Genomic DNA, 12,913 nt, shown 5'->3' with positions numbered 1-12,913 from the left:
TGTTTTTAATTATACTTTTACTTCTCGAGGTTAAAATTATGTAAATTTTATGTAAAAGCAATTTTTAAATTTACGAAATTCTCAACGATAACGTTTGCGTGTTGGTAACTTTGTTGTATTTAGGTAATTTAAAGGTTTTAAATTGAGGATATGTGAAAATTGTGTATTTCTACTCAATACCATATCTTTATCCCAAAGAACCCGTTACAATGAAAAGAAAAATTACCTTAAAGCAAATTGCTAAAGAATTAGATGTCTCTATAGGAACTGTGTCGAAAGCTTTAAGGAACAGTAAAGAGATAAGCGAAGAAACCAAAGAGAAAATACAAGCTTTTGCTAAGTTTTATAATTATAAGCCTAATAATATTGCGTTAAGCTTAAAAAATAGAAAAACAAAAACGATAGGAATTCTTATTCCAGAAATTGTACATCATTTCTTTTCAAAGGTTATTCAAGGTATCGAGCAGGTTGCCAACAAAAAAGGCTATAATGTTATTATTGGTTTGTCTAACGAATCTTTCGACAAAGAGGTCATAAATATGGAAATGTTGGCTGGCGGGAGTATAGATGGTTTTATATTATCTATTTCTAAAGAAACCTTATTGCAGCAAGATTATCATCATTTTAACGAAACTATTAATCAAGGCATGCCCATTGTGATGTTCGATCGGGTGGTGAGCGATATCCGCTGCGATAAAGTGATAGTTGATGATTTGGAAGGCGCTAAAAAAGCAGTGAATAAGCTTATAGAAAACCACTGTAAACACATTGCAATTATTACAACTAAAGACTATGTGAGTGTTGGTAGATTGCGAACGCAAGGGTATATAGAGGCCTTAAATGCACATGAAATGCATACGCAATCCGATTTAATTTTAAAGGTTGATGATAAGTTGGCGTCCGAAGATTATATAGATGTTTTAGAAGAAGAAATTAAAGCACTTTTATTAATGAATCCAGAAATAGATGGTGTTTTTGCGGTAAACGAGCTGTATGCTGTTACCACTATGAAGGTCGCTCGAAAATTAGGGAAAAAAATACCAGACGATTTGCAAGTAGTAGGGTTTACCGATGGTGTATTGTCGCGTCATGCCACGCCAAGTTTAACAACCGTTTCTCAGCATGGTAAAAAAATAGGCGAGGTCGCAGCAGGTTTGTTAATAGAAAAAATAGAGAGCGAATCTTTAGATGAACCTGTAAGAACCATAGTTATAGAAACCGAATTAATTGAAAGAGAATCAACTAAATAGAAAAATATAACGGTAAATAAAAACTTTTTGTATATTTGCCAAACTATCAAGACTTATACTTTTACTTCTCACTAATAAGTTTTGATAAGTTTTACGCTTATCAATAGTATTTAATTAAATATACTATAATGAAAAAGCGCACCCTGAGTTTCTGGGAAATTTGGAACATGAGTTTCGGTTTTTTAGGAATACAATTCGGATTTGCATTACAAGGAGGCTTCATGTCTCGAATATTTCAAACTTTAGGAGCCGATAAAGATGCTATTCCTTTGTTATGGATTGCAGCACCTTTAACAGGATTATTGGTGCAGCCAATTATTGGTTATATGAGCGACCGTACGTGGAGCCCACGGTGGGGTCGCCGTAGGCCTTACTTTTTAATTGGGGCTATTTTAAGTTCTATCGCCTTGTTTATGGTGCCGCACTCGCCAGCTTTATGGGTAGCTGCCGGTTTTTTATGGATCCTAGATGCGTCAATAAATGTATCTATGGAACCGTTTAGAGCCTTAGTTGCCGATAAATTACCAGAGTCCCAACGGTCGTATGGGTTTGTGGTTCAAACCTTAATTATAGGTATCGGTACTTGGGTGGCCAGTAATTTGCCTTGGCTAGTATCGCAATTAGGTGTTAGCGATGCGGCGCCTATGGGGGTAGTGCCTATGTCTGTAAAAGTCGCTTTTGCAATGGGAGCAGTGGTGTTCTTAACAAGTATTTTATATACGGTGTTTACAACTACCGAATATCCTCCCGAAGATATGGCCGCTTTCGAGAAAGAGAAAGCGAAGAAAAATCAATTTATACCAGACATCCTTAATAATATTGGCAATATGCCAACCACCATGAAAAAATTAGGGCTTATTCAGTTTTTTAGCTGGTTTGCTTTTTTTACAATGTGGAGTCTGGCAAACCCAGCACTTACAGAGCATGTGTTCCATACACCCGCTCCAATCGAGTCGGCTTACGATTTAAGTATACCGGCGCAAGCAGAAGCTTTTGATGTTGCTAATACGGCATTCCAAAAAGCGTCTAATTTAGTTGGTTCGGCATTAGGTGTATATGGTTTATCGTCCATGGCATTTGCTTTGGTGTTGGCATTTTACACATCTAAAAGACGAATCAACAGAAAGTATGTGCACATGGTTGCGCTGTTTTTAGGGGGAATCGGGTTTCTTTCTATGTATTTTGTGCCATCGCCAGAATTTTTAAAATATTCATTTGTACTCGTTGGTATTGCTTGGGGCAGTATTTTATCGATGCCTTACGCCATGTTATCTAGCTCTGTAGATCCTAATAAAATGGGAGTTATTATGGGCATTTTTAATATGTTTATTGTAATACCGCAAATTATCGCTGCAATTGGTGGTATTAATGTGATTTCAAATTTAATAGGAGATGAGGCTATTAACGCAATGTTAGTGGCTGGCTTTAGTTTAATTATTGCAGGATGTTGTAACTTGTTAATTACAGATAAAAAAGCCATTTCTTACCAACCAGAAAAAGAATAGTTATGCATAGAAAAGGATTTATTTTTGATTTAGACGGTGTGATTGTAGATACCGCAAAGTATCATTTTTTAGCCTGGAAAAATCTAGCTAAAAATTTGGGTTTCGATTTTACCGAAGCACAAAACGAACAGCTTAAAGGCGTGAGTCGTGCCGATTCGTTGCAGAAAATTTTAAACTGGGGAAATACCTCGGTTTCCGAAGCAAAATTTCAGGAACTTATGACCCTTAAAAACACCGAATACCTTGGGTATATCGATAAAATGGATGATTCCGAAATATTGGTCGATGTACCGCGTGTACTGGATTTTCTTAAAGCCAATAATCAAGGTATTTCGTTGGGTTCGGCCAGTAAAAACGCCAGAAAAATATTAGAAAAAGTGCACCTGTTACCTAAATTCGATGCCATAGTAGATGGTAACGATGTCAGTAAAGCCAAACCCGATCCCGAAGTGTTTTTAATCGCAGCTAAAGCGGTTAATTGTAAACCTGAAGATTGTATCGTCTTTGAAGACTCGGTAGCCGGAGTAGAGGCTGCGAATCTGGCAAATATGATTTCCATAGGTATTGGAAGTAAAGATGTGTTGCACGAAGCCGATTATATTTTTAAGGACTTCAGCGAAATTTCAGAAGCATTTATAACAGAATTAATAAACAAGTAGAATTTAAAACTCAGAATAAAGCAGGAGAATCTTCTAAGCGCATTGTTGCATGGATTTTAAACTTTGTTCTTTCATCTCAAAAATAAAATGAATCAAGATTATATTAAACCAGACAATTGGTCGATTATTGAAGAAGGATTTGATGTAGAGCGCGTTAAATCGTCAGAGAGTTTATTTAGTATTGGTAACGGCGCTATGGGGCAACGTGCTAATTTTGAAGAGTATTATTCCGGTCCAACCTTTCAAGGCAGTTATATTGCAGGGGTGTATTATCCCGATAAAACCCGTGTGGGTTGGTGGAAAAATGGCTATCCAGAATATTTTGCGAAAGTACTAAATGCACCAAGTTGGATTGGTATTAATGTTTTTGTAAATGGCAATACCTTAGATTTATACCGCTGTAAAGAGGTATCTGATTTTAAGCGTGAGTTAAATATGAAAGAAGGTTGGTTATCGCGTTCGTTTACAGCCACGATGCCAAATGATGTTGTGGTGAAAGTAGAAACCAAGCGTTTTTTAAGTCTGGAGTTGGACGAAGTCGGTGCTATAGAATACAATATCACACCACTTAATTCTGATGCAGAAATTACTTTCGAGCCCTATCTGGATTCAGGGATTACAAATGAAGATACCAATTGGGATGATAAATTTTGGGAAACAACAGCAATTACACAAAATGGAAGTCAGGCGTTTATTGAAGCGCATACCATGAAAACACAATTTCACACCTGTACTTTTATGGAATCTGTTTGTGCATTAGCAGGAAAAGTTTTAAATCTTGAAGCTAAAGTATCGCACACAAATGTGCGTATTGCTTACGAATATTCGGCTAAAGTAAAAACAAACGAAACCTTTTCGATACAGAAATTCGGAGGTTATGTAGTTGACAGAAATCACGATAAAACGCATCTGGTGGCAGCAGCAAAAAGTGTGTTGTCTAAAGCGATAGATTTAGGTTACAACACCTTGTTAAATCAGCAAAAGGAAGCCTGGACTAAAATCTGGGATATGGCCGATATTACCATTGCTGGCGATGTTAAAGCGCAGCAAGGAATTCGTTTTAATATCATGCAACTAAATCATACGTATTTAGGGAAAGATGCCCGATTAAATATAGGTCCAAAAGGCTTTACCGGCGAAAAATACGGCGGAAGTACGTATTGGGACACCGAGGCTTATTGTATTCCGTTTTACATGGCGACTAAAGATCAGCAGGTGGCTAGAAATTTGTTGGAATACCGCTATCATCATTTAGATCGCGCTATCGAAAATGCCGAAAAATTAGGCTTTACTAACGGTGCCGCTTTGTATCCAATGGTAACGATGAACGGTGAAGAATGCCACAACGAATGGGAAATTACCTTCGAGGAAATTCATAGAAACGGCGCTATCGCTTTTGCTATTTTCAATTATTACCGATACACGAACGATTATAGTTACATTCCCGAAAAAGGCTTGGAAGTGTTAATCGGAATTGCACGATTCTGGCAACAACGCGCCACTTTTTCAACAGCAAAAAACAAGTATGTAATTTTGGGTGTTACAGGGCCAAATGAGTACGAAAACAACGTCAATAATAATTTCTATACCAATTATATTGCGAAATGGTGTATCGATTATGCGATCGAAAATATTAAAAAGGTAGCCAAAGACCACGAAGCCGATTTCGATAGAATTCAGGATAAAGTTAATTTAACAGAAGACGAATTAAAGCAATGGAAAGCCGTTGCAGGCAATATGTATTTGCCATTTTCTGAAGAAAAAAATGTATACCTTCAGCAAGATGGTTTCTTAGATAAAGAATTAATTACGGTAGCCGATTTAGACAAGTCGCAGCGCCCAATCAATCAAAAATGGTCTTGGGATCGTATTTTGCGTTCGCCGTACATCAAACAAGCAGATACACTTCAAGGATTTTACTTTTTCGAAGATCATTTCACAACAGAGGAATTAGAACGTCATTTCGATTTTTACGAGCCATTTACGGTTCACGAAAGCTCGTTATCGCCTTGTGTTCACAGTATTCAGGCGGCCAAATTAGGACGTATGGAACAAGCCTACCAATTCTATTTACGCACCTCGCGCTTAGATTTAGACGATTATAACAAAGAAGTTGAAGAAGGATTACACATTACCTCTATGGCCGGAACGTGGATGAGTATCGTAGAAGGTTTTGGAGGCATGCGTGTTAAAGATAATGCCTTATCGTTCGAGCCAAAAATTCCAGAGCAATGGGATGGCTATTCGTTTAAAGTAAATTTCAGAAACCAAATTTTAAAGATCGATGTGGCTAAAAAAGGCACAACCTTTACGTTAGAAAATGGAACGGAATTAGACTTGGTATGTAATGGCAAGGCGGTGCATTTAACTGCGAATGCCGCTCAAGTTGTATAATAAATAATAAACGAAGTTCTGCTTTAAGTACTAAAGTGTCATCTCGAGCGCAGTCGAGAGGAATTTTATATTCAACATTATAAGGTCTCGACTGCGCTCGACCTGACGTGAAAAATAAAACAAAAATGAAATCATTACTATTAAGTTTTACCCTCCTGTTTTCGGCGGTAAGTGTGGTTAATGCACAAGATTTGAAATCGCCCGATGGTAATTTAAACATGTATTTTGAATTGACTAGCAATGGCGCGCCTAGCTACCAATTAAGTTATAAAAATAAGACCGTTATAAAAACCAGTACTTTAGGTTTGGAGTTGAAAGACGATGAAAAATCGCTGTTGAATGACTTCCAAATCAGTAATACCGAAAATAGCACTTTCGATGAAACTTGGACGCCGGTTTGGGGTGAAGAAAAGACTATTCGCAATCACTACAACGAAATGGCGGTGACTTTAATTCAGCAAGGCACCGAGCGCATTATGCGTATTCGTTTTCGTATGTTTAACGAAGGTTTAGGCTTTCGTTACGAATTCCCAAGGCAAAAAAACTTAGTGTATTTTACGGTTAAAGAAGAGCACACGCAGTTTGCCATGACGGGCGATCATACCGCGTTTTGGATTCCCGGCGATTACGATTCGCAAGAATACGATTATACCGAATCGAAACTGACTGAAATTCGTGGAAAATTCGATCAAGCCTTAACCGATAACGCTTCGCAGGAACAGTTTTCGAAAACTGGTGTACAAACGGCATTAATGATGAAAACAGCCGACGGTTTGTACATTAATCTGCATGAAGCGGCATTAATCAATTATTCATTAATGAATTTGAATCTGGACGATAAAAACCTAATTTTCGAATCGTGGTTAACGCCAGATGCACAAGGCGATAAAGGCTATTTACAAGCCCCGTGTACGAGTCCGTGGCGGACTGTTATGGTGAGCGACGATGCGCGTGATATTTTAGCGTCTAAAATGACCTTAAATTTAAACGATCCTTGCGCTATTGAAGACACGTCGTGGATTAAACCGACGAAATACATTGGCGTTTGGTGGGAAATGATTACAGGAAAAAGCAGCTGGTCCTACACCAACGATTTTCCATCTGTAAAACTAGGTGAAACCGATTATGCCAATGCAACACCCAACGGTACGCATGCAGCCAATACGCCGCATGTAAAATCGTATATCGACTTTGCCGCCGAGCACGGTTTCGATGGGGTTTTAGTTGAAGGTTGGAACGAAGGTTGGGAAGATTGGTTTGGACAGTCTAAAGATTATGTGTTCGATTTTGTAACGCCGTATCCGGATTTCGATGTGGAAGCCATTCACGAGTACGCTAAAGCCAAAGGCGTAAAAATGATTATGCATCACGAAACCTCGAGTTCGGTTAGAAATTACGAGCGCCATTTAGATACCGCCTATCAGTTTATGAACAAATACGATTATCCAGCCGTGAAAAGTGGTTATGTAGGTGATATTTTGCCACGTGGCGAGCATCATTACGGACAGTGGACGATCAATCATTTTCAATATGCAGTTGAAAAGGCTGCCGATTATAAAATTATGGTTAACGCCCACGAAGCGGTTCGTCCAACAGGAATTTGCAGAACCTGGCCTAACTTAATCGGAAACGAATCGGCTAGAGGAACCGAATTTCAGGCTTTTGGCGGATCGAAACCAAATCACGTTACCATTTTGCCATTCACCCGTTTAATTGGTGGGCCAATGGATTATACCCCAGGAATTTTCGAAATGGATATTGCGAAGTTGAATCCAGATAACAATTCGCATGTAAACAGCACGATTGCCAATCAGTTGGCCCTGTATGTCACCATGTACAGTCCGTTGCAAATGGCAGCCGATTTGCCAGAGCATTACCAACAGTTTATGGATGCATTTCAGTTTATAAAAGATGTCGCGATAGACTGGGATGAAAGCATTTATTTGGAAGCCGAACCGGGACGTTATATCACGGTAGCTCGTAAAGCCAAAGGTACAAACAATTGGTTTGTTGGGAATGTAAATGGCACGGAAGCGCGCACGTCTAAAATCACTTTAGACTTTTTAGAAAAAGGTAAAAAATACGAAGCTATTATTTATGCCGATGCGAAAGATGCGCATTACAAAACCAACCCGCAAGCGTATACGATTAGCAAAAAAACAGTGACTTCTAAAACCAAATTGTCGCAGTTGTCGGCGCCAGGTGGAGGCTTTGCGATTAGCATTGTAGAAAAGAAATAAAACTGTAATTCATATTGAAAAATTAGGGTTGTTACACCTTGTCGAGTATGCATATGCTAATCTCGACAAGGTATACTGTACCTTCAAAATAATTTAAAAACATCGCCTTATGAACGCAAAAACAAAGTCATTTCAACCACATAAAACAGCCATTTTTACAGTAGTTGTTTTGTTGTTGTCGCTAACAATTCATGCGCAAATCGATCGTGTAGAGCCGCCAAATTGGTGGGTTGGATTCAATAATCAGAATTTACAATTATTGGTTCATGGTAATAATATTGGTACGGCGGTACCGAGTATCGATTATGAAGGCGTGTCTATAGTTGAGGTTCATAAAGCCGATAGTCCAAACTATGTGTTCATCGATTTAAAAATTGAAAAAACGGCAAAACCAGGTACTTTCAATATTGTTTTTAAACCGAAAAAAGGAAAGAAAATACAATATGCATACGAGTTGAAATCCCGTGCCAAAGCAGCAGATACTTATGTGGGTTTTAATAGTTCGGATGCGATTTATCTAATTACTCCAGATCGTTTTGCGAATGGTGATACAAGTAATGATGTTGAAAAAACTATGAACGAAAAAGTGTTGGACAGAAGCAACGATTACGGTCGCCATGGTGGTGATATTCGCGGAATTATCGATAATCTGGATTATATTCACAGACTTGGATTTACAACCATCTGGCCAACACCGATGTTGACTAACGACATGCCAGAATCCTCGTATCACGGCTATGCGATTACCGATTTTTACCAAGTGGATCCGCGTTTCGGAACTTTGGAAGAATATCAAGAATTATCGCACGAAATGTACGAGCATGGTTTGAAATTAGTCATGGATATGGTGGCGAATCACTGCGGAAGTGAACATTGGTGGATGGAAGATTTACCGTTTACAGATTGGGTGAATCAGCAAACGATTTTTGAAAGCAAAGGTGAATTGAAAAATTCCAATCACAGACGCACTATAAACCAAGATTTGTACGCTTCAAAAATCGATAAAAAAGAAATGACCGAAGGCTGGTTTGTGCCTTCGATGCCCGATTTAAATCAGCGTAATCCGTTTATAGCGAATTATATCATTCAAAATAATATCTGGTGGATTGAAACTTTGGAATTAGGAGGCATTCGTCAGGACACTTATCCGTATCCCGATAAAAATTTCATGAGCGATTGGGCAGGTGCTATTATGAATGAATATCCAAATTTCAGCTTAGTTGGTGAAGAGTGGAGCGTCAACCCATTGTTGGTTCGTTATTGGCAAACGGGCACGCCAAATAAGGATGGTTACGAATCGCATTTAAAATCGACTATGGATTTCCCGATGCAAGAAACCATCGTAACGGCTTTAAACGAAGATGAAACCTGGGGAACGGGTTTTGTAAAAATGTATGAAGGTTTGGCTAACGATTTTGGGTATACCAATCCAGAGAACATCCTCATTTTTCCAGACAATCACGACATGGATCGCGTGTTTACTCAGTTAAAAGAAAACGTGGTCAATACTAAAATGGCTTTGGCGTATATGTTTTTAATGCCGCGAATTCCACAAATGTATTACGGTACCGAAATTTTAATGCAAAACACCGCAAAACCACACGATCACGGTTTAATCAGAACTGATTTCCCTGGGGGTTGGAAAGGTGACACGGTAAATGCATTTTCTGGTGAAGGCTTAACAAAAGACCAAACCGATATGCAGCAATTTGTAAATAAAGTATTGAATTATCGCAAAGAAAGCGACGCGATAATTAAAGGGAAAGTCTTGCATTTTGCACCAGAAAACGGCGTGTATGTATTGTGTAGAATTTCGGGAGATGAAACCGTAGTGCTCATTTTAAATAAAAACGAAACCCCTATCACGCTCGATTTGTCGCATTACAGCGAATTAGGATTAGAAGGGGAAACCTTGAAAGATATTGTTTCAGGAAAAACGATGCAATGGGGGAAAACGCTAACATTAGCAGCTAAAGGGCCACTGGTACTAACTACTAAAAAATAGGGTATGGGACGCTTATGGTTATTCATTTTAGTAATGTTTTTTAGCATAAATTTAAAGGCTCAAAATATTGAAGCTTTGGAATTGCCTTATGCGCAAATTTCATCTGGAACAGTCTATAGAATCGCCAAATTTCCTTCAAAATATATTACACCTCGTGCAGTAGATATCTGGTTGCCAAATGGGTATTCCAAAAATAAACAATATGCGGTGTTGTACATGCACGACGGACAAATGTTGTTTGATAGTACCACCACTTGGAATAAACAGGAATGGAAAGTCGACGAGGTAGCTTCGGATTTGATGAAATCAAAAAAAATAAAAGATTTTATTGTAGTCGGGATTCATAATATCCCCAATTTAAGATATGGCGATCTGTTTCCGCAGCAGGCCATAACTTATTTAAATACCAATGCTAAAGCGGAGTTTTTATCGTATGCTAAAAACGATAATCCTGATTTTAAACTTAAAGGCGACGATTATTTAAAATGTATTGTTACGGAAATAAAACCGTTTATAGATAAGGAATATGCCACGTACCCAGATCGTGAGAACACATTTGTGGCAGGGTCGAGTATGGGTGGGCTGATGTCTTGGTATGCCATTTGCCAATATCCGGAAATTTTTGGAGGCGCGGCTTGCATTTCAACGCATTGGCCAGGAGGCGATCCCGAAAAGTCACTCGGATTTCCAAAGGCTTTTTTTGACTATATAAAAGCCAATATGCCAAATCCCAAAACGCATAAGTTATATTTCGATTTTGGAACTGAAACCTTAGATAAATATTATCCCGCGTTCGAAGATTCGGTAAATCAGCTGTTCAGGAAGGGAGGGTACGACGATTCTAATTTTAAAAATTTAAAGTTTGAAGGAACAGACCATTCCGAGTTGTCTTGGCAAAAACGCTTAGATATTCCCATCACCTTTTTACTTAAGTCTTAATAATAACCTAAAATTAAATTTCCGATGACGTTTAAAGTTTGTAAACTGTCTGTTTCGCTCATATTATTTGTATTTTTAAGTTGTGAAAAAGAACCTAAAAAAACAGAATCTATGAATTCAGACACCACAGAAGTAATAGATACATTGCGAAGAAAAGAAGTCGTTTACCAAGTGTTTACACGCTTGTTCGGAAATACAAACCAAACCAATAAGCCTTGGGGAACCATTGAAGATAATGGGGTTGGGAAATTCAACGATTTTACGTCAATAGCATTGCAAGAAATAAAAGATTTAGGGGTAACGCATGTCTGGTATACGGGTGTGCCACATCACGATGTGATTACCGATTATACCGAATTCGGAATTTCTAACGACGATCCCGATGTGGTGAAAGGTCGCGCCGGATCGCCATATGCTGTAAAGGATTATTACAATGTAAACCCCGATTTGGCCGAAGATGTTTCGAAACGTCTAGATGAATTCGAAGCTTTAATTACACGAACGCACAAAGCCGGTTTAAAAGTAGTCATCGATATCGTGCCGAATCATGTGGCGCGAAATTATAAGAGCATTACCAATCCAAAAGGCGTAACAAGTTTTGGGGAAGACGATGATACAACGGTAACCTATCACGTCAATAATAATTTTTATTACAATCCGGGTGAAGCATTTAAATTACCGGAATGGCATCATGGTTATCAGCCTTTAGGAGGCGATAAACATGCTTTAGCCGATGGGAAATTCGATGAAAATCCCGCCAAATGGACTGGAAATGGTTCGCGATTATCGCAACCCGATGCTAACGATTGGTACGAAACAGTAAAAATAAATTATGGTGTGTCGCCAGATGGTCAATACGATTTTGATCGTTTGCCAGACGGTTTTGAAAATGAAAATTATCAAAAACATTTCGAGTTTTGGAAGGATAAAACCATTCCAGATTCTTGGGTGAAATTTAAAGATATTGCCTTGTATTGGCTAGATAAAGGTGTGGATGGCTTCCGTTACGATATGGCCGAAATGGTGCCAGTAGAATTCTGGAGTTATATGAATTCATCCATCAAAATGAAAAATCCAGAGGCCTTCCTTTTAGCCGAAGTGTACAATCCGAGTTTGTATCGCGATTATATCAAAAAAGGAAAAATGGATTATCTGTACGATAAGGTACAGCTTTACGATACCTTGAAGCATATTATGCAAGGCTATGGAAAAACAGATTATATCGTGCCGATTCAAAATGAATTGAGCGATATCGAACATCACATGCTACATTTTCTAGAAAATCACGACGAACAGCGTATTGCCAGTCCAGATTTTTTAGGTCATCCTAATACGGCTAAGCCTGGAATGGTGGTGTCGGCAACCATTAGCACATCGCCAACTTTAATTTATTTCGGACAAGAATTGGGCGAACCCGCAGCCGAAGATTTAGGTTTTGGCGATCCTACAAGAACATCTATTTTCGATTATGGTAGTGTGCCAACTCTGCGACGTTGGGTGAATAATAAACAGTTTGATGGCGGCCAGTCTACCTCAGAAGAATTGGAGTTAAGAGATTTTTATAAACGTTTGTTAAATATAACCATTTCCAGCGATGCGCTTATGGGGCATTACGCCGAGACGCATTCCTATAATACAGATCACACCGAGCATTACGGCCTGAAGCAATTTTCTTTTGTCCGCTGGAGTGATAACGAAAAACTTTTGATTGTTAATAATTTTGATGCCCATTATGGCACCGAATTTGTATTTAAATTGCCGCCCCATATTGTTGAAGCGTGGGGCTTAAAGCACGGAGAATATGTGTTAAACGATTTATTGTACAATAATTACACGACTACATTAGCGGTTTCAAAACAGGGGGCTATGGCGAAAATATCTGTACGACCGTTGGAGTCTTTTATTTTTAAATTACAGTAAC

The 12,913-nt window shown here is 38.5% G+C and carries 8 protein-coding genes; all 8 read left to right on the top strand.

Features of this window, described 5'->3' with window-relative positions:
- Window positions 1–209: 209 nt before the first annotated feature.
- The 8 genes from ACR9EA_RS14285 (at window position 210) to ACR9EA_RS14250 (ending at window position 12,912) form a co-directional block, all read left to right on the top strand.
- The gene (locus ACR9EA_RS14285) at window positions 210–1,250 is read left to right on the top strand and encodes a LacI family DNA-binding transcriptional regulator (RefSeq protein ID WP_435134471.1); all 1,041 of its coding nucleotides are present in this window, start codon (window positions 210–212) and stop codon (window positions 1,248–1,250) included.
- A 128-nt stretch (window positions 1,251–1,378) separates the two neighbouring features.
- Window positions 1,379–2,755: an MFS transporter gene (locus ACR9EA_RS14280; RefSeq protein WP_435134469.1), complete on the top strand. Its 1,377-nt coding sequence runs from the start codon at window positions 1,379–1,381 to the stop codon at window positions 2,753–2,755.
- A 2-nt stretch (window positions 2,756–2,757) separates the two neighbouring features.
- Window positions 2,758–3,414, top strand: a complete 657-nt coding sequence (gene pgmB / locus ACR9EA_RS14275) for a beta-phosphoglucomutase (protein WP_435134466.1) — start codon at window positions 2,758–2,760, stop codon at window positions 3,412–3,414.
- Window positions 3,415–3,501: 87 nt separating this feature from the next.
- Complete coding sequence (locus tag ACR9EA_RS14270) at window positions 3,502–5,808, top strand: glycoside hydrolase family 65 protein (protein WP_435134464.1); 2,307 nt, start codon at window positions 3,502–3,504, stop codon at window positions 5,806–5,808.
- Window positions 5,809–5,933: 125 nt separating this feature from the next.
- Window positions 5,934–8,048, top strand: a complete 2,115-nt coding sequence (locus ACR9EA_RS14265; protein WP_435134461.1) for a glycoside hydrolase family 97 protein — start codon at window positions 5,934–5,936, stop codon at window positions 8,046–8,048.
- 109 nt (window positions 8,049–8,157) lie between these two features.
- Complete coding sequence (locus tag ACR9EA_RS14260) at window positions 8,158–10,053, top strand: glycoside hydrolase family 13 protein (RefSeq protein WP_435134459.1); 1,896 nt, start codon at window positions 8,158–8,160, stop codon at window positions 10,051–10,053.
- 3 nt (window positions 10,054–10,056) lie between these two features.
- Window positions 10,057–10,992, top strand: coding sequence for an alpha/beta hydrolase (locus ACR9EA_RS14255; RefSeq protein ID WP_435134456.1), 936 nt, complete (start codon window positions 10,057–10,059; stop codon window positions 10,990–10,992).
- A gap of 24 nt (window positions 10,993–11,016) precedes the next feature.
- Window positions 11,017–12,912, top strand: coding sequence for an alpha-amylase family protein (locus ACR9EA_RS14250; protein ID WP_435134453.1), 1,896 nt, complete (start codon window positions 11,017–11,019; stop codon window positions 12,910–12,912).
- Window position 12,913 lies beyond the last annotated feature (1 nt).

The organism is Formosa sp. A9 (genome assembly GCF_051200825.1).
Taxonomy (GTDB): domain Bacteria; phylum Bacteroidota; class Bacteroidia; order Flavobacteriales; family Flavobacteriaceae; genus Formosa.
This window is presented reverse-complemented; position numbering and strand designations above follow the sequence as displayed.